This window comes from Desulfosporosinus shakirovi (assembly GCF_020595055.1).
Classification (GTDB): domain Bacteria; phylum Bacillota; class Desulfitobacteriia; order Desulfitobacteriales; family Desulfitobacteriaceae; genus Desulfosporosinus; species Desulfosporosinus shakirovi.
Map to the genome: position 1 here is coordinate 64815 of NZ_JAJDOO010000015.1, position 20657 is coordinate 85471.

Below are 20657 nucleotides of genomic sequence, written 5' to 3' on the forward strand. Positions count from 1 at the left end.
GCTATGAGTTTAAGGGATGAAGACATTTCCGGGCCAGTTAAGCCCAATTCTCGTTACCGTTATTTTGCCGTATTCCTCATCGCTATGGCTATCACCATCAACTATATCGACCGCATTAATCTCTCCGTGGCGGCACCCACTCTGATGGCGGAGTTTGGCCTGTCGGCTTCTCAGATGGGGGTGCTGATGTCGGCCTTTTTCTGGTCCTACACTCTAATGATGATCCCTGTCGGTGCTCTTTTGAATAAATTCGGACCTAAATTACTGATGTTTTTCTCCTGTCTGGGTTGGGGGCTGGTTACAATGCTGACTGCTTTGGTGAGCGGCTTTGGTTCCCTGCTGGCGGTTCGCATTGGCTTGGGAGTGACGGAAGCCGCCAGCTATCCCACTGCTCCCCGAGTAGTGTCGGTGTGGGTACCGAAACGGGAGCGCACCATGGCCTCTGCCGCCTTTGACTCCTGCGCCCGACTGGGAAACGCTTTCGCCCCTCCCTTAGTGGCTTTGGTTATTGTGACCTGGGGCTGGAAAGCTTCCTTTCTTGTCTCGGGAGCCCTGGCGGTAATCTACAGTTTCATCTGGCTTTACAGCTATAAGGATCCTGACAAACATCCGAAAGTGACTAAGGCGGAGCTGGACTACATTCGCCAGGACGAAGTCCTAAGTGAGGCAGGTCAGGTGGTGGTAAAGACGATTCCCTTGCTGAAACTTTTTTCCTATCCCATGATCCTGCAATTATGCTGCGCTTACGCTCTTTACATGTATTTTTGGACCACCTTTAACGCTTGGATACCTTCCTACATGATGAATGTCTGCGGACTGAGTCTGACGGCAATGGGTTTTGCCGCCATGCTGCCCTATATTGCCGGAGTTCTTATGGAACTGTTGGGCGGCTTTGTCTTTGATCGTTGGTTCAGAAGAGGGGCGACCATCACCTTAGTTCGCCGTGTAGGGATGGGCGTTGGGATGATCGGCGGAGCGATTTTCCTCTATATGGCTACTCAAGCAGCAGCCCTTTCGCCGGCGCTGACCATCTTATGGCTGACCTGCTCCATGGGAATTTTCTCCTTCGGGGCCTCCAATGTCTGGGCTATTCCCAGTGATGTAGCTCCTTACGGCCAAGCCGGAGGGGTTGGCGGAATTTACAGTTTCATCGGCAATTTGGGCTCCCTGTTGGGTCCCATTGTCACGGGAATTATGGTGGATTCAACCTTCGGCTATAACGGTGCCTTAGTGGTTATGTGTGTGTTGGCAGTGATTGGCGCAGTTCTTTATATGACCTCCAAATATGAACGTTTAAGCCCCAAATATTAACCTGATGCCGAAAAGAGGAAAATGGGGAGGGCACAGATCTCCCTGCAAATTAGAATACCGACTCAGACAGGGAATTGCGACAGGATTATAATAGTCGGTCTAGATGCCTAAACTTCCTGAAGAGAAGAAGTCTTTAAATCTAAAGAACCGTAAATCTCGGTAATATATTCCCTAATGATTTTCCCCATTTCTTCCGGCGTCTCCCGGGGATCTTCCAGCTGCCACCAATTCATCACATGCCAAAGGCCGCCCATTCCGTAGAAAAAGTGGTATCTGGTTTTATGGTCTAATTCCACGCCATCCAAATATTGTTTAACTTTGGACGTTACATGTTCATAATAGAGCTTATCCATCTTGTCGGCAAAGAAGTAGATCATGTTGCTTTCTTTCAAAAGCCTAAGAAAATCAAGATAGTCATTCCAAAACTCAAAATAGGAGACGGCGACGGTTTTAAAATTCAATTCATTTTTAGCCAGAACCTTTTTAGCAAAATCCTCAATGACGACTCTGCACTGCAGGAACAGAACGTCTTCTGTGGACTTGAAATACCGATAAAAGGTTCTGCGGTCCAGACCTGCCTTTTCAGCAAGCTCTTTAATTTGGATTTTATGGAAAGGTTTCGTTTTCATTAAGGCCAGCAAGGCATCAATAAACCATTGCTGAGATTGATTGAGGATAAGATCATCTGTTTGCTTCATAGAGACCTCCTTATACCCGGCATTCAACTTATTTTTCCTTTATTGCCAAGAATAGCATATAAAGAAAAATGTCACAAGCATGACCTTGGGTTTGTGCTGGGACTTGAAATTTAATCTTATTTTAGAGCAGACTTAGCTTTAATGTTTAACTTAGAGTAGCGCAAAAAAATCCCCAGAGCAGGGCAGGGTCCCACAAGGAGTGAACTTAATAATATAAAGGAGAGCCTTTAATGAAAATAGAAAAAGCCGAAGACGAAAACGAAAATAAATCCGGCCTGGGATACCTTTTGGGAATGGTCGGCAGTAATAAAAATTTCCTTTATCTAGCCATTGGGTTTAGTATCATCTCCGGGTTATGCACTTTTGTACCTTATGTCATGGTCTATAAAACAGTTTTGTTCCTTTTTAACGGGGCGGGGAGAATGTCTGAGGTTATGGGCTATGGCCTTATTGCGGCAGTATCTATTGTCCTGCGCTTTATTTTTCAGGCTGTGTCCCTGAGTCTGACGCATATCGGTGCTTATAACACCCTGTATGTTGTCCGAAAACGCCTCTGTGCCCATATTGGGGAAATCAGCCTGGGATTTTTCGGAGATAACAGCTCCGGTGAAATTAAAAAGGTTCTTATCGAAGATGTGGAACGAATTGAAAAGTTTTTAGCTCATCAGATACCGGATATTGTCGTCGCTATTATTGTGCCTATAACGGTCTTGATTTATCTCTTGACAGTCAATGTGGCAATGGCTCTTTTCCTGTTGGTTCCCGTGGTGCTGACCATTGGGATTCAAGTTCTGATCGTTGTCGGTACAAAATCCAAAATGAGGGTTTTTAATGGTCTGTCCGGGAAATTAAATTCTGTAATTATCCAGTTTATCAATGGTATGCCCGTTATGAAAACCTTTAACCTGACCGCTGATTCCTACCGGGATTATTCCGAAACCATAGGGGAGTACAACCGGGTCTGGAAAGAACTTTCCCGAATGGCTGCACCTATTGCCGCAGTGTGTACGGTGATTATAGAGTCCGGTATTGCCTTTACCTTACCCCTGGGCGGATATTTATATTTAACCCAGCGTTTGGAGCTCAGCGCCTTTGTTTTCTTTATGATTATGAGCATGGTTTTTCTTAATTCCTACAGTAACCTGCTCAGCTTTGCCCAGGTCTTTACCCAGATTTCTTCCGGCTTGGAGCGCATTAAAGAAATTATGGATATTCCTGCAGCGCTGGGTCGGGATGCTGAGCTGGCCAAAGAGGGGAGTTATGATGTGGAATTCAAGAATGTGACCTTTGCTTATGATAAACAAGAAGTCTTAAGGGATATCAATATCACCCTGCCTCGGGGCAGTCTGACAGCCTTTGTGGGGGCCTCCGGCGCAGGCAAAACCACGGCAGCCCAACTCATTCCGAAATTTTGGCAAGTAAGCAGGGGGGAAATCACCATTGGCGGCATTAATGTGGAGAACCTGAAAAACGAGAACCTGATGAATCTGGTATCCTTTGTCTTTCAAGAAACCTTTATGCTCAACGGCACAATCTACGAGAATATCGCCATTGGCAAAGGAGATTGCACCCGCCGGGAAGTGGAGACAGCTGCCCAGGCCGCCCAAATTCACGATTTCATAACCGGTCTACCCCAGGGTTATGAAACCTATCTGGGAGATAAGGGGATCAAGCTATCCGGCGGTGAAAAACAGCGTATTTGTATTGCCAGAGCCATTCTGAAAAATGCTCCGATCATTATTTTTGATGAGGCTACCAGCTTCAGCGATATTGAAAATGAGTGCAAAATCCAGTTAGCCCTCAGCAATTTATTAAAAGACAAAACCACGGTTATGATTGCCCATCGACTGCAGACCATAGTCAAGGCCGATCAGATCTGCGTCTTTGATGAAGGGGAAATCAAAGAAATCGGCAGTCACGGGCAGCTCCTGAAAAAGGACGGACTCTATAAACGGATGTGGCGCATTTATACGGGTACCGGTAAGGAGGCGGCGGCAGTATGATCAGTATGCTTAGGTGTACCAAAGAACTTCTCGGCGGGAAAAGCAGTTTGCTTATTCCTCAAATGCTGCTGTCGGTCATTGATTCCCTACTTAACGCTTCCATGTTCGGAATGATGATCCTGACCCTCATGGATTTAGCGGAAGACAGCTTTACCATGGAAAAACTGAAAACCTATCTCATGGCCTTAGCCGGACTCTTTGTCATCCGTTGTCTTGTCTTGGCCGGGGCCGGCATCCTGTCTCAATGCCGGGGGGCGGATATTTCCAGGGAATTGCGGCTGCGGCTGGGAAATCACATTCGCTGCCTTAATTTAGGATTTTTCAATAAAAACAGCATCGGCAGGCTGAATAGTACTTTGATGACGGATATCGGCGATTTTGAAACGGTTCTGACTCACTCCATCTGCGATTTTATAAAAATTATCGTTTTTACCTTAGTCGCCTTAGGTGTGGCCTTGGTCATTGACCTTAAGTACGCTTTGGTTATTGTTCTCCTGGTTGGGATTGCTTTACCCCTCTTAACTCTTTCCGGAGAGGTATCCGCCAAGAACTCTGCGGCACTGAGCAGGGCCATGCAAATGGCTGTTTCGCGAATCGTGGAATACATAAGCGGAATCAAGACCTTCCGCCTTTACAATCTCACCGGTGAGAAATTCGAGAGATTAGATGAGTCCTTAAAGAATTTAAAAAAAGAAGCTACCCACAGCGAACTATCCGTTCTTCCCTATACCATCAGCTTTTCCACCATAACCTCTTGCATTATTCCCCTTGCTTTGATTATGGGGACCTACTTTTTGACCCGGCAAACCATCAATACCATCAGCTTTCTCGCCATCATCATGTTGGCCATTTCCATTTCCAGCATGATGACAGGGCTAAGTGCTTTGTACCCGCAAATGAAGTTTTTAACCAGAGCCTCCGGCAATATTTTAGACATCTTAAATGAGAAGCCTTTTCCTTATGAATATGACCGGGCTGAGTTAAAAGGCTATGATCTTAAATTTGAAGATGTTTATTTTCGCTACACATATAATCTGGATGTGCTTAAAAACATTTCCTTTACAGCCCCGGCAGGCACCACTACGGCTTTAATCGGGCCCTCCGGTTCCGGCAAAACCACCATCATCAGTCTCATTTCCCGCTTCTGGGATGTCAATGAGGGCCGTATCACCATCGGCGATGAGGACATCCGAACCTTTGCGCCGGACTCCCTGACGGAACAAATGACCGTTGTCTTTCAGGAAGTCTATTTGTTCAATGACACGGTCTTTAACAATATTAAAATCGGCAAGCCTCAGGCGACAAAGGAAGAGGTCATAACAGCCGCCCAGGCCGCTAACTGCCATGAATTTATCCTGAAAATGGAGCATGGTTATGACACTATGATTGGCGAGGGGGGTTCCACCCTTTCCGGTGGGGAAAAACAGCGCATCTCCATTGCCAGAGCCTTTCTGAAGGACGCTCCCATTGTCCTGCTGGATGAATCAACCTCCAGCTTAGACGCCGACAACGAACAGGAAATTCAGCTGGCCCTCGACCGCTTGATGAAGGGCAAGACGGTGCTGGTGATTGCCCACCGCTTAAATACGATTATTAAGGCTGATAAAATTCTGGTTCTCAGCCAGGGTGAGATTCTGGAGTCGGGAAATCACACCCAGCTCCTCCTGGAAAAGGGCTGGTATGCCCGAATGTACACAGAACAAGAAAAGGCCCGGGGATGGCAGGTCACCGCTTAAAGAATGTCTTAATAATGGCCCGCGCGGGTCAATTTGACAGAGCGATTCCAGCGATCGCCCTACTCTGAAAAACATTCCCAAAAATCCGTAGACCCGAAAGGCAGCTTCTCCCACAGAAGTGAACGAATTCATGGAGAGGCGGTAAAGCCCACAAATCTGACCTGGGGAAGCGAAGCCACGGTTCACCTCAGGTACTACCCGGAGGTTTGGCAAAGCTCCCCGCGCCGACCAATTTAAATAATCATTTGATTTTTGTTAGAGCATTCTAACAAAAATCCTCACCCCAATCCAAACTAGCTTCTCAACTGGAGGTGTAACCATGAATCTCCCCGTAAGTTCGCTGCCGGAAGTGAATGGCTGCAAAGCCCTGAGTATACAGCCAAAGGGCCATAGCCTGACAACCGATGAAGAAATCATCAACAAGTTAAATGCAACGGACAAAGAGATACCCTATAGTTCCATGGGTGAATTGCTGGAAGAAAGTTTTCGAAAGCATGCCAACAATGCCGCCATTTTAATGCAGGACAGAGAATTTAATTATAGGGACATTTTTCAGAATGCCAAAGTCATAGCCAAGGTACTTGCCGATACCGGGATGGGCAGAAACAGCCGGGTTGCGGTCTTATTTCCCAAAGGGTATGAACAGGTCGTTGCGGTTTTGGGGGTTATCTATGCCGGGGCGGCCTACGTCCCCATTGAATATGATTTTCCTGTCCGGAGAATCCGGGATTGCCTGGAAGCGTCGGATACCCGTTATGTCCTTACCCTGGCGGCCAAAGCCAAGACCCTGCAGTATTTAAAGGAGGCAGGCTTAAAGGATGTGATTGTCCTCTCCTTTGAAGCTTTTCGGTATGCCGACAAGGCGGATGATTTTTTGCCCCTTGTCACCCGGCCCCGGGATTTATTTGCTATTATCTTCACCTCCGGTTCCACAGGCTTACCTAAAGGGGTGCTCTTGGAGCAGCGGGGGGTTCATAATTGTCTGGTCTATACCAATACGACCTTTGCCATTACCCGGGAGGACCGGATGCTGTCAGTGACGGAGCTCTGCCATGATATGTGCATTTACGACATGCTGGGCATGCTGCTGGCCGGCGGGGCTATTGTCATGCCGGAGGCGGCCTCCGCCAAAGACCCCGCTGTTTGGACGGAACTCATCTTGAAGTATAAGGTGTCCTTTTGGGCCTCCGTGCCGACGATTATGGAAATGCTGCTGACTTATTTGGAAGCCCGGAAAAACAGGCAGGGAGCGGAGATTTTTTCCTTAGACAGTTTAAAGACCGTGCTGCTGGGCGGAGAATTCATGAAGCTGTCTTTATTCCAGCGGCTGACTGCTGCTGCCCCTCGGGTGTCCCTTTACAACATAGGAGGGCCTACGGAAACTTCCGTATGGAATATCGTGCACAAAGTGGAGGAAAAGGATATCGCTGAGGGGGTAATTCCCTATGGGCGGCCTATTTGGAACACCAAGTATTTTATACTCAGTGAGGACCTGCAGCCGGCCCCTTTGGGTGTGCTGGGAACCATTTACAACAGCGGCATTGGAGTGGCGCGGGGATACACGGATGAAAAACTGACCCGGGAGCGATTTATTATTCATCCTGAGTGGAGAATTAAACTCTATAACACAGGGGATCTGGGCAAATATCGGCCAGACGGTACAATTGAAATTGCCGGCCGAAGGGATTTACAGATCAAAATCAACGGCAAACGAATTGAAAGCGAAGAAATTGAATTATGCCTCAAAGCCCATCCCCAGGTGAGGGATGCTATGGTCATGGCCCGGCCGGACCAGGAAGGGGTGAATAACCAGCTGGTGTCCTTTCTGGTTCTGAATAAAGACGGGGGAGATAGCCGGAGAAGGGTTGGGCTGTGGCAGAATGTCTTCAATGAAACCTACCGGCGCCAAATGCCGGCTAAGCCGGGGGCTTCTGATTTCAGCGGCTGGATCAGCAGCTATACGAGAGAAGCCATTCCCGATTCGGATATGCGGGAATGGGTCAGCACAACGGTAGAAAGAATAAAAAGCCTGGAGGGAAAATCGGTTCTGGAAATAGGCTGCGGCACAGGCCTGCTCATGTATCGCCTGGCCCCGGAGGTTGAGAACTACGTGGGAACGGATTTGTCGGATATTGCAATTAAGAGCCTGAAAACAGCTCTGGCCTCGGGAAAGAGATTGGCCAATGTGGAATTATATCAAGGCAGTGCCGACGATTTAAGCTGTGTCCGGGGCCGAAAATTTGACACGATTATTATCAATTCAGTGATTATGTATTTTCCTTCCCGGCGGTATTTAGAGGATGTCATCAGAAGGTGCATGGAACTTTTGACTGAAGAAGGCAGTCTCTTTATCGGGGATGTAATGGATTACCGCCTGCTCAGACTCTTTCGAACCTCCACTGCCGTTTATCAGGCCCAGTCCGGTGAAGTAAGGGAATTAAAAGCTAAAATCGACTATGAGTGCGACCTGCAAAAAGAGCTGCTGGTTGACCCCCGATTTTTTGGCGAGCTGATGAATTCCCTGCCGATATCCGGAGTGGAAGTAAAGGCCAAGCAGGGAGCCGCAGTTAATGAACTAACGAAATTTCGTTATGATGTCATTATATATAGAAAGAAAAAAATTTCATCGAGGGAAAAGCTACTGGATTATTCCCTCAATCCCTGGACTATGGAGGAATTGGAAGCCCAGTTGAGGAAGGCCGAGTATGACCTGACTCTTAAGAATGTACCCAATCGCCTCTTGTCAGAAGATCAGTATTGTTTGGACAGGTTAAAGGAAGCCGAGCCCGACACCGGGGTGGTTGCTTTTAAAGAGAGCTTAAAGGATTTTAAAGGAAAAGGCTTTACTCCAGGGGATTTTTATGGGATTGCCGCTAGAAACCGGCTCAATTGCGCCGTGAAACTAACGGATGCCACCACCTTGGAGGTCAGCTTCAGCCGTGATAGGGTCTTTAATGTCTTTCCCCAAGAGCAAGAAGTTTTGCAAAAACCTGGGGAGGGGCAGGGCTTTTATACCAATCTACCTTATCAAGGGGCGGCTGAGGCGGCTATCATTGCAAATCTGAAAAATTATGTTTCGGAATTGCTGCCGGACTATATGCGGCCGGCTCTTTACAGGGTTGTAGCGGAATTTCCCAAACTGCCCAATGGAAAAATCAACCGCAAGTCTTTAAGAGAGTTAGCCTTCTCTCCAGCTGAAAGGGACTTGGGTAATGCCGCTGAAGGGGAAACCTTAGAAGCTGAAATCCTGGCCCTCTGGGAAAACCTCTTAAAAATCAAAGACATTGGCATAGAGGATTCTTTCTGGGGAGTGGGCGGACATTCCTTGGCCGCCATTCAGCTCCTCTCTGCCTTAGGGGAGCGGTATGGTGCAGATATCAGCCTGACTGACTTTTTGAAAAATCCTACGATTAAATATTTAAGCCGGGAAATCAAAAAGGGCACTAAAAAAAGGTGCCCAGCCCCGGGAAGAATTGTTGCTCATCCGGAACAGCGTTATGAGCCCTTTGAACTAAGCCAGCTGCAGCAGGCTTACTTAATAGCCCGGGAAAGCCGGCTGCCCTTTAGTCAGATTCCTACTCATTGTTATATGGAGCTCCATTTTCCGGCCTTCGAGGGGGAGAAGTTTGAAGCCGCTCTCCGGAAAATGATCGCTGAGCATGACATGCTGCGCTGCTATTTCAGCAGTGACGGCTATCAGCGTGTCGAGGAAGAGTTAGAGAAACTTCCCCTGGAGTATTATGATGGGGCGGCCAAAAGCAGGGAGGAACTTGCAGCTCATCTGGATCAAGTGCGCAGGGATATGAATCAGCTGGCTCTGGACTGCCAAAGAGCACCCCTCTTTCAGATGAAAGTCACTCTCCTGGCCAGGAAAAGTGCCTTGGTGCATTTCTATTACGACGGCTTAATTATGGATGGTTTCAGCCGCAGTGTTTTCTTAAACAATTTAGATGCCCTATATGGCGGAGATTTCTCCGGGCTGGAGAAACCTAAAGCGCTGTTCCGGGATTATATTCGTCACTATCATCAAAACCGAAAAAACTCCCCGGGCTATCAAAAGAGCAAAGCCTATTGGCAAGAGCGGCTGAAGGATTTTCCGCCGATACCGGGACTCCCGGTTAACAGCGAGAAAGTAGACCTGGCCAATAAGGAAAGCATCCAGTTTAAACAGACCCTTAGTCTGAAAGAGTGGCAGCAGCTGAAAAGACGGGCGGCGGAATTTGATCTGACAAGTTTTGCCGTGATCTTTACGGTCTTTTGTCAAGTGATTGCCCGCTGGAGCAAAGAGCAGCGCTTTTTAATCAATGTCCCCTTGATTGACCGCAACGGCTACGAAGAGGATATGGCAAATGTCATTGGAGAAACCTCGAACTTTATCTTATTTGACTATGAAAATTTCCAGGTTCCTTTTAAATCCTTGGTTAAGGAAACTCAGCATCACCTCTATGAACTCATTGAAAACCGGGAATTTACCGGGCTTGACCTCTTGCGGGAAATGAATCGTCTGTCCGGCAACCTGGGCGCGGGAGTGGTGTCCATTGTCTTTACCAGTCTGATTGAAACTCCGGAGGTAAAGACAGAGAGCTTTTCCTGCGGATATTTTGAGTCCTATACCAGCCAGGTTTGGATGGATGCCATTGCCCTGTTAACGGATCAGGGGGTGGAGTTCCTCTGGGACTGCCGGGAAGGGGTTTTTGCCGAAGAGATGGTCAGAGCCATGCAAACAGCCTTTATCCATACCCTGCGTCTCCTGGCGGCAGAGGGTCGGGCTTGGGAGGAAGAGGTGGCAATCAGTCTTCCCGAGCAGGATCGGCAAATAATTTGGGCTCTTAACAGTACCTACCGGGAGATAAACTATCGGCCTCTGGGCCGGCTTTTACAAGAGAGCATGGAAAAATATGCGAACAATGTGGCGGTAGTCGCCGCCAATGGCTCCTATACCTATAGGGAACTGGGCTGCAGAGTGAAATATTTGGCTGGTTTATTGCTGGCAGCGGGAGTACAGATAAATGACCGGGTGGGGGTTTTGTTTGAGAAGGGCTCAGAGCAGCTCATCGCTGTCCTGGCTATCATTTATGCGGGAGCCTCCTATGTACCTATTGAGTATGATTTGCCCCCGGAGCGCATTTACTACTCCCTGCAAGAGGCCCGGGTCAGAAATGTGATTACGGTGAGCGAGAAAGGGAAGGTTCTCAAAGATCTTTGCGAGATCGATGTCCTGGAGTTTGAGAAAATCCCCTTTAATAATCAGTATCAGGACCTGGCTCCCGTCCTCAATGCAGCCACAGATACCTTTGCCATTATCTTTACTTCCGGGTCTACGGGCAATCCCAAGGGGGTGATTCTGGAAAATCAGGGGGTTTTAAATTGTCTGGAGTACAGCAATCATCTCCTGGAGATTAGGGAAAAGGACAGCATTCTGTCTGTCTCCAATCTCTGCCATGATATGTGCATTTACGATTTGCTGGGGCTGTTTTTAGCCGGTGGCCGAGTGGTCATGCCGGAAGCAAAGCGTGCTAAAGATCCGGCTCACTGGATGGAACTGCTGAAAAAAGAGGGCATTACCTTTTGGGAATCAGTACCGACAACTATGGAAATGCTTCTCAGGCAGCTGGCAGCAGAAAAACCGGCGGCAAGCTTTCCTAAGCTGCGCAGGGTTGTTTTGGGGGGAGAATTTCTGGCGGTAGCTATTTGCGAGAGGCTGAAAAAGGCCGCCCCTTTGGTCAGGCTGTATAATACCGGCGGTCCTACGGAAACAACCCTCTGGAACATTATGCACGAAGTGACGGCTGAGGATATCCGGGCTAAGCACATACCCTACGGCAAACCGGCCTGGAATACTCAATATTACATACTCAATGACCGGCTGGAAATTGTGCCCGTGGGAGTGACCGGCACAATTTACAACAGCGGCCTGGGAGTGAGCAAGGGCTATACCGATGCCGAACTGACGGAGGAAAGGTTCATCCTTCATCCGGAGTTGAAGCTGCGCCTGTATAACACCGGAGATTTGGGGCGCTACCGTCGGGACGGAAGCATCGATATTCTGGGGAGGAATGACCTGCAGGTCAAGATTAACGGCAAACGAATCGAACCGGAGGAGATTCAGCATCAGTTGAGGCAGTACCCGGGAATGCTGGAGGTTATCATCAAGGCCGAGGCGGAGAACAACCGGATTGCAGCTTATTACCTTTCAGCGGAGGAATACCCCGCCGAAGAGCTGCGCGGCTACTTGCAGCAATTCCTGCCCGCCTATATGATCCCTCATTATTATGTGCGACTGGAGGAGTTTCCCCTCCTGGCTAACGGCAAGGTCAATCGCGGCCTTCTCGCCTACACTTGGCAGGATAAGGGGGAAAAACAGGACTATCCATTGTCGGAAACCCAGAAAAAGATCCTGAAGATTGTCCGGGAAGTTACGGAAGTCCCTTTTCTTCAGATCAGAGACAACTTTTTCATGATTGGCGGAGATTCTCTGGGGGCTTTAAAAATTCTCCATAAAATCAAGGAGATTTTTCAGGTGGACATGAGCTTGCCGGATATTTTTAATTATCCCTGCTTAGAGGAACTGGCAGATTATATTGAGGTTAAACAAAAAAAACGCATCCGACCGGAGAAGGCAGAGGTTAAGACGGAGGAGGCGGATAGGAAGAGGATCAGGAATCCCCTTTCGGCAGGGCAGCAAGGGATTTGGTTTGAGTGTGTCAACGAAGAGCAGCCTACTTACAGGTACACCTTAACCGCCGGACTGAATATCAGGGGGTTCTTGGCTAAAGGAGTTTTCTATCGGGCTTTGGTCAGAAGCGTGGCCCGGCATAACCTGCTGCAAAGCGTTATAAAAATCGATGAAATCTATCAGCCTTATCAACAGCTGCAGCAAGACCGGGAGATCGCTTTGGAAATTATCGACTATAGCCGGGAGGATGACGGCGAGGAGCGGCTGGCAGAGTATTTCCGCAATGAGGGGCGTCACATTTTTGCTTTGGAAAAGGGGCCTTTGCATAAGTTCAGCCTGGTTCGCCTTCGGGCACAGGAATTCCGGTTTATTATGAGTCTCCATCATATTATCTGCGATGAATTTTCTATACGCTTATTTATCAATGACTTAATTGCCAATTATCTGGAGTTAAAGGCGGGTCAAGGGGATAAGTTGGATAAAGGAGGCGTGAATAGAGGGTATAAGGCAGATAAAGAGAATGAGGCGGATAGCTCAGATGAAAAAGCTAAGTCGGATAAATCAGCTGAGGCAGAGGATAGGGAAAGGCGCTATGCTTCAAATCCCCAAACCTTTGGGAATTTGAGCAACTCAAAGGAACTGTCAGGTTCTGCCGAGTCTAATTCCTTCCTGGACTATTGCCACAGAGAGGAAGCTATTCTTAAGGAGCCCATAGCCCGGGCGGACTACTGGCGGGACATGGTCGCCAAGAGTGAGTATCTGAAATTTTCAGAGGGAAGTCCGGGGAATTGGGATTCCTTGACGGGAAAGCTGTGGGAGTTCCCGGTGGATGGGGAAAAAATCAAGACTTTAAGAGATTTATGCACGCAGCAGAGCAGTTCCCTGTATATGGGCTTGTTGACTCTCTTTGCTATGTCCCTTTCCCGACTGGCGGGAAAAACCACCGTTCCCATAGGGATTCCCGTCTCTATTCGCAATCGGGAAAATCTGCAGGATGTTTTTGGCCTGCTGGTTAATGTGGATCTGGTAGTTATCCATATTGAGGCAGAAGAGGGCTTTCCATCCCTTTTAGACCAGGTCAAAGCCAAGGTGCTCGAGGCCATTGAGCTGCAGCAGATTCCTTTCGCCCAAATGCTCCGCCGCCTGCGCATTAATACGGACAAGATTTACCTGCCCTATCATCTAACCTTTAATTACATTGAAAAACAGAAAATGGAGACCTCCAATGAGGAAATCTCTTTTTCCGAGATCCAATATTTAAACAATACCGTCCTCAATAACCTGGGCTTAACCATTGAATGGAGGAAGGGAGAGTGCTGGTGTTCGTTTTCCTATCGCCGGGAGTTTATCGGCGAGCCTAAGGTCCGGGAGCTGGCCGCTTATTTTCAGGCACTGTTGGATAAAGTTACGGGAGCGGGGCAGGCAGGAGCTTAAAAGAGGAAGCTTATATAGAACCTCATGCTCCATCTGCGGCACCGGCAGAGGATGAAAAACCAGAGTACTCCTGGGTCGGGCAGCTTCGCCACATCCGCTCACCGCAGCATTCCGTGGCTCGCCCACTCGCCGCTGCGGGAGCTCTGCCAAACCTCCGGGTAATACCTGATGTGAACCACTGGCTACGCTGCCCCGCACCGTCTTGTGGGCTGTACCGCCTCTCCATGCAATGGGTTCGCTTCTGTGGACGAAGCTGCCCTGCTTGCGGGTCTACGGGTTCTTTTTATGCTTGGTTTTGGGGGCTTTTTTCAGGGTAGAGCCTATAGATTTTCAAGATAAAGAAGAAGGTTAATTAAGAAGGCTGATGAGCCGGGTTAATTTTGGAGCCTGTGCAGGGCGGAGGAAAGGGGAATTTCTATGCCAAGTAAATGGATAAAATCCACAAAAAAGATAAAAAATGCCGAGGCAAAACTATTCTGTCTGCCCTTTGCCGGGGCAGGCGCCATGGCCTATGCCAATTGGCACCGCTATTTTGGCTGGGATGTTGAAGTCTGCCCCATCCTGCTGCCGGGAAGGGAAAGCCGAATCAGCGAACCCTTAATAGCTGACGCGGCTGAAATTGCTGAGGAAATATATCACGGAATCCAAAGTGAGCTGGGGGAACATTTTTATATTTTTGGCCACAGTATGGGCGGGATTATTGCCTATGAATTAAGTCAAATCATTAAATGGCATGAAAACAGGTACCCGGAGATTTTATTTATGTCGGCCACAACCCTGAAAATGCCGCCTAAGGAAAAAAACATTTATGAATACAGTGAGGAAGAATTAGCCCGGCACCTGGCTAATTCCGGCGGAACCTACGCAGAGCTTCTGGAAAACCGGGAGTTTCGGGAATGCTATTTTCCCATTATTCGTAATGATTATAAACTCTCGGAAACCTACATCTCTACTGTCCCCAAAATAGGATGCAAAATTCATGCCTTTGCCAGCAAAGAGGACAGGGAAATTGGTTATGAGCAAACCTTGAGGCTGGCTGACTATACGGATGATTTTGAAATCACTTTTTTTCAGGGAGATCATTTCTATGTCAAATCTTCAGAAGAGGAAATATGCCGGAAAGTCTATGAACTGATAAGAAGCAGCCGTCCTGCGGCTGAGTCGGCAAAGTAAGCCGGTGTTTAGGAAAAGGCAGATAAGAGGAGTGAACAATGAATCGATTTAAAGAGATGGCCATGAGTTTAAACTCCAAAGAGAAAAAATTCCTGATCCGGGCTATTAGAGAGCATGGGGAGGATTACAATATTTATCCTCTCTCTTCCGAGCAGGCCAGAATGTGGTATCTGTACAATTTGGACCGGAAAAATCCCTACTACAACGTGCCCATCTCCCTTCATATCCAGGGAAAGCCGGACATGAAAATTTTAAACAAGACCTTGAAGGCCATTATGCAGCGTCATAAAGTCCTGACCACGAAGATAGTCTCCTGGGAAGGAGAAGCCTTTCAATATCTCAGCGAAGAGCTCTGCCCGGACCTGATTCCGGAATGGATTGAGGAGGGGGAGCTGGAGGAGAAAATCGCTGCTGAGATCAACACTCCTTTTGATTTAGAGGAAGAGGTGCCTGTAAGATTTCGCCTTTTTCAGAGGGAGGCTGACAGGTATCACCTCCATGTCTGCATTCACCATATGTTTATAGACGGCTGGTCCATAAAGCTTTTTTACAAGGAATTCAAAGATCTCTATCGGGCCTTTGCCGGAGAGGAGTCCTATGTCCCGGAAATTCCGGCTTTCCAGTATGGGGACTATGCTAAAAGGGATTACCTCAGGGAGAGAACCAAAGAAAAAACTTACTGGCTGGGGCAATTGGAGAAGGCAAGCTTTTACTTGAACCTGCCGCTCAATCAGCCACGAAGAAAATCTCAAGATACCCAAGGGACTTTTTTTCGCTATACCGTTGCCGACAAAGCAGAGATCAGCCGTTTGTGTAAAAAATATAAACTCTCAGTCTTCAGCTTCTTTTTAAGTGTCTATTACCTGACTCTCAGAAAATGCTGTGCCCAGAATAACCTGACGGTGGGAACCCCCATTCTCAACCGCAATAGCGAGGAACTGAATTCTCTGATGGGATACTTCTCCAATTCTATACCCCTTAATGTCCGGATTCAGGGACAAGAATCCTTAGAGGAATTTTTTAGAACCGTCGGGCAAAGGGTTATGGAAGGGCTGGATCACGGGGCCTTGCCCTTTGACCGGCTGGTAGATCTGCTGGCAGTGAAACGCAGGGGCGAAGAGAATCCTGTTTTCCAGGTCATGTTCTCCTTGCATAATAATCTTCTCCTGGGCTCCGCTTGTGAAGAAAAGGAGAAGCTGGAGAATTTGGGGATAAGTCTGGATACCGGCACTCAGGGTGCCGGGGTACAGTTTGATATGCTTTGTACGGTTATTGAAAAAGAAGATCACTTCGAGTTGGATTTCGCCTTAAAAAAAGCCTTGTTTTCGCCGGCTGGGATTGAGGATATCTGTGAAGCTTATCAGACCATCCTCAAGGAAATCCTGGCTGGGGATGAGCAGCGCATTGATGATTACGGACGAAACATCAGGGTTGCCGGGGAATATAGCCGGAGGTTGGCGGACCTGATTCTTGAGCAGAGTGTCGGTATCAGCGACTGCCGGGTTCAGCTCAATGAGGATACCTGTTTGGTTTATTATCTGAGCCCCTCCGAATTAGAGAATAAGTACTTTCGAAATATCCTGGCTCCCTGGATGAGAAGGCGGATTATCGCCTTAAGACTACCCGGCTATCCTTTAACTGCTGAGGGAGAAGTAGACAGTACCTTTTTAAGGGAAACCTGTGCTCCTTACCTGGAGAATATGCTGGCAGCTCTGGCGGAATTGAGAAAAAGAGACCCTGAGATAGATTGGGATGAAGACGCGGATGTGCGTTTTCACATCGACAAGGAAAAGCCAAGTTTCTATCCCAGGGCAGACCTCAGTGCCGGAGCAGAGTGGATTTGCAGGGATAATTGGGGGCAGGGGGCTCAGAAGCAGGGCTTGGCTAAAGGCTGCCGCCCGGCGGAGTCTCCCGCAGAGCAGTTGACTGAAGGGAAGCCTCTCCCAGAGGAGTTTCCTTCAGAGGAATCTTTGGCTGGTGAGTCTCCCGCAGATGGGTCCCCTGTGGAGAAGCTTCTGACGCAAGTTTATTTGGGGGAGAGGTCCTCGGTTAAAGAGTCTCCGGCAGAAAAATCCCCGGTTAAAGAATCCCTCCCGGAAGGAAAATCCGTCTTAGCAGGAAGCCCCCTGAAGGAATTGCCCTATAAGACCTTGGTCGACATGCTTTTACTGCCCCGGGAGGATGAGGGCAACCTCCGAAAAATCACCACCATCAATTCGGGAAAGCCAAGGAAAGAATTTAGTTACCTGGAATTGCTGGCCAGGGCCAAAACTGTGGCCGGCAATCTGCAGTCCCTGGGCATTCAGGCTGAGGACAAGATTATCTTGGAAATCAATCCTCTGGACGAATTTATCCAGGTTTTCTGGGGCTGCCTATTAGCGGGAGCTACGGTGATTCCTCTGGATATCCCGGCGGACCTCAGCGTGGATGAGGGTTCTCCCGCCGCCGCAAGGTTTATGGATATTGCTCAGGTCAGCGGTTTTCCCCGGATTATCGCCGATGAGACACTAAAAGGAGAATTCAGCAAGCTGCCCGGGATTGACAAGAAACGTATTCTGCTGAGTCAGGACCTGTTAACTGAGCGCTGGGGCGACTACCGAAGAGTCTGCCTGGAGGAATCCACCATTGCCTTAATGCTCTTCACCTCCGGCAGTACGGGCATCCCTAAAGGCGTGATGCTCAGTCACCGTAATGTCTTGAAGCGGAGCCAGGGAACCATTCTCCACAATCACTTTCATGACCGGGAGATTTCCCTGAACTGGATGCCTTTGAGCCATGTGGGCGGGATTGTCATGTTTCATATTCTGGACACGGTAAACCGGGCGGAGCAAATTCAGGTGGAAACCCGGCTGATCATCGAGGACCCCCTGCGCTGGCTGCTGTTATTGGCCGAATTTAAGGTAACGAATACTTGGGCGCCTAATTTTGCCTATGGTTTAATCACGGAACAGAGGGAAGGGGTTAAAGAACTGGAGATCTCCTTAACGAGTCTTAAATTTATTCTCAACGGCGGTGAAGCGATTAATTATAACAGCTGCCATGAATTTATGACCCTCTTGGGGGAAAAAGGCCTGAGTTACTCGGCCATGAAACCCTCCTGGGGCATGACAGAAACCTCCTCCGGCGTCCTGTTCTCCGACCATTTCGGAAAACTGCTCTATAAAAACTCCGTGGCTGTGGGCAAGCCTATTCCGGGAGTAAAGATCCGCATTGTGGCTGAGGACGGCACCCCGGTGGACAAAGGCCAGAGGGGCAGGCTGCAGATCAGCGGCGAAACCGTTAATCAGGGCTACTACATGAAGCCGGAAGAAACCGAAAAGTCCTTTACCCAAGACCACTGGTTCGACAGCGGAGATTTTGCCCTGCTGTTGGAGGATGAAGTGGTCATCACAGGGCGAGCCAAAGAGATTGTCATCGTCAACGGTTTAAATCACAGCTGCCTGGAAATCGAAAAATCCCTGGAAGAACTTCCTGAAATCCTCACCGGAACCGTGGGCTGCACGGCTATCCCCAACCCGGAGACCAATGAAGACGAGATCTGCATTTTCTACGGGGAAAACCCGGGATCCCAAAGAGAGGGCTTCAAAGAAGCTGTTGCCCGGCAATTGCTGGAACACTTCGGAGTTAATTACCGTTATTTGGTGCCCGTCAAAGGAGAGGACATCCCCAGAACCTCCATCGGCAAAATCGAAAAACACAAGCTGGTCAAACAGCTGCAGGAGGGAAAGCTGACTTCCATAGCCTTAGAGAAAGATAAGGGGGTTCCCCGCTGGTTTGCCAAAGCCGAGCTGGTGAGAAAGAATATCCTGCGTCTGGAGGCCGGTTCTCCAAGGGTAAAGATTTTCAGCAGTGCCGGGAATAAGAACCTGGCCCTGGAAATCCAGGGGAGTCTTGGCCAAGGGGGATTTCCGGGGTCTTGCCAAGGGGGCTTCCCTGAATTCTGCCAAGGGGAAATCGTAGATTTTAAGAACTTAAGGTTAAGTGACATAACCTTAGAGCAATCCCCTTTAAAGGCATCCGCCGGATCAAAGGACCCGGTTGATTTAAAATACTCGGCCCCTGATCTAACCATCCCCGGCTGCGGGATTTATCTGGCCGGCGGAGACTCAGATCCCTCCGGGCCGGCCGTTTTGTTGGCCGATCTTGCTCAAATCAGTGATATCCTGAAGGCCAACAGAAATGAGACTAAACCCCTGCGCCTGCTGGTGCTCTCCCATTATGAGGAAGATTATCACAGCTTATTGGCAGGCTTTTGTTCCTCCATACCCTTAGAGTATGAAAACATCGCCGTCAAATGCATCACTTACACCGATCCCAGCTGCCTGTTGGCTCAGCTTAAAGGAGAAGTGTTGGCTGCCGATATGAAGCACAAAAAGTTCGAAGCCGTTAAATACCTCATGGGAGCCAGATTTGTGGAAGTAATCACGAGTGAACTCCTTTTGCAGCAGAGGAAAACCTCTCCCCCTTTTCAAGCTGGGGGTCAATATATCCTCATCGGTGGTCTGGGGGGTATCGGCAGAGAGCTAAGCAGAAGGCTTTTGACAAACTACGGCTGCAGCTTAATCCTGATCGGCAGAACGAAACTGGAGGACAGTCCCGGGAAGAGACAGGATTTGGCCAGGCTGCAGGAACTGGGAGAGGTCTCCTACCATTCTCTGGATGTAGGCATGGAGGGCAGGCTAAAGGGATTTTTGCAGCAGATTTACGGGCAAGGCCGGCTCATTAGCGGAATTATCAGTCTGGTGGGGGAAGAAAAGTCCGGCCTTCATTTTGCGGAAAGCGATCCCTACGGCCTGGCTAACCTGACAAAGGAACAGATGGAAGCTATTATCCGGCCCCGCCTGACCATGATGGCAGAGATTGATGAATTCCTGCTGGATAAGGAGGGTATCCGGGTTCTGGTCTTCTCCAGCGCCGCCGCATTTTTCGGCGGGCGCACCTACAGCGCTTATGCCGGCATCAGCAGCTATTTGTACCACTTTCAGCTGCGCAACCCTGCCAACAGCTATTGGGTTTTAGCCTGGAGCAAGTGGAAAAATATCGGCATGAGTGCAGGGGAAAGCAAGGCGGAGCGCCTGGCTACAGAACAATCCGGCTATCATATCATTGATCTTCTATCCGGCTTCTGCTCTCTGGAAGGCCTGTTAGCCAGAGGGTACACACGGGCAATTGTCGGTTTGGATCTTAAAAAGGACAGTCTGGCCAATTACCGGGAAGTGGCCGCCGAATTTAAGGATTTGCAGCTGGAGATTGTTTACCATCACCCGGAAGAGGAAGGAGAGCCTGATCTGCCGACCTATAAGGGGGTCAGAATTCAAAAGCTGAAGGAAAGGGCAGGGGGGAAAAGTGATGCCCTGAATCCCACAGAGCGGAAACTGATCTCGGTTTGGGCTCAGGTACTGAGACAGGAGAACATTAAAGTCACTGACAATTTCTTTAGTATCGGCGGCAATTCTTTAAAGAGTATCAAATTGGTGGCAGAAATGAATGCCCTCTTAGGCCGCAGCCTGAGCATTGTTGACTTATTTACCTATTCCAGCATTCGAGCCATGGCGGCTTATTTAAATAGAAGTCACGTCCCGGAGCAAGAAGCGGTCATGATTGAGATTTAAGGATGTCAGAGAGG

The 20657-nt window shown here is 48.7% G+C and carries 8 protein-coding genes; 6 read left to right on the plus strand and 2 right to left on the minus strand.

Going from position 1 to position 20657, the window contains the following annotated elements; all coding sequences use genetic code 11:
• Positions 1-3: 3 nt before the first annotated feature.
• On the plus strand, positions 4-1311 hold the full coding sequence (locus LJE72_RS14320) for an MFS transporter (RefSeq protein ID WP_229248351.1): 1308 nt from the start codon (positions 4-6) through the stop codon (positions 1309-1311).
• Positions 1312-1418: 107 nt separating this feature from the next.
• On the opposite strand, the gene LJE72_RS14325 is transcribed toward LJE72_RS14320, so the two are convergent.
• On the minus strand, positions 1419-2009 hold the full coding sequence (locus tag LJE72_RS14325) for a TetR/AcrR family transcriptional regulator (RefSeq protein WP_229248352.1): 591 nt from the start codon (positions 2007-2009) through the stop codon (positions 1419-1421).
• 230 nt (positions 2010-2239) lie between these two features.
• On the opposite strand from LJE72_RS14325, the gene LJE72_RS14330 reads away from it, so the two are divergent.
• The 3 genes from LJE72_RS14330 (at position 2240) to LJE72_RS14340 (ending at position 13858) form a co-directional block, all read left to right on the plus strand.
• Positions 2240-4012 carry an ABC transporter ATP-binding protein gene (locus LJE72_RS14330; RefSeq protein WP_229248354.1) on the plus strand — a complete coding sequence of 591 codons (1773 nt, stop codon included), beginning with the start codon at positions 2240-2242 and terminating at the stop codon, positions 4010-4012.
• A complete protein-coding gene (locus LJE72_RS14335; protein ID WP_229248355.1) occupies positions 4009-5748 on the plus strand; it encodes an ABC transporter ATP-binding protein in 1740 nt (579 codons plus the stop codon). Before LJE72_RS14330 ends, LJE72_RS14335 begins: the two co-directional genes overlap by 4 nt.
• 319 nt (positions 5749-6067) lie before the next feature.
• Entirely contained in the window at positions 6068-13858 is a 7791-nt protein-coding gene (locus LJE72_RS14340; protein WP_229248356.1) for a non-ribosomal peptide synthetase, read from the plus strand.
• A 22-nt stretch (positions 13859-13880) separates the two neighbouring features.
• Here LJE72_RS14340 and LJE72_RS14345 read toward each other — a convergent pair whose 3' ends face one another.
• Entirely contained in the window at positions 13881-14084 is a 204-nt protein-coding gene (locus LJE72_RS14345) for a hypothetical protein (protein WP_229248357.1), read from the minus strand.
• A 191-nt stretch (positions 14085-14275) separates the two neighbouring features.
• Between LJE72_RS14345 and LJE72_RS14350 the strand changes: the two genes are divergently transcribed.
• Together LJE72_RS14350 and LJE72_RS14355 are read left to right on the plus strand one after the other, a co-directional pair.
• Entirely contained in the window at positions 14276-15031 is a 756-nt protein-coding gene (locus tag LJE72_RS14350; protein ID WP_229248358.1) for a thioesterase II family protein, read from the plus strand.
• A gap of 38 nt (positions 15032-15069) precedes the next feature.
• The gene (locus LJE72_RS14355) at positions 15070-20643 is read left to right on the plus strand and encodes a condensation domain-containing protein (protein WP_229248359.1); all 5574 of its coding nucleotides are present in this window, start codon (positions 15070-15072) and stop codon (positions 20641-20643) included.
• Positions 20644-20657 lie beyond the last annotated feature (14 nt).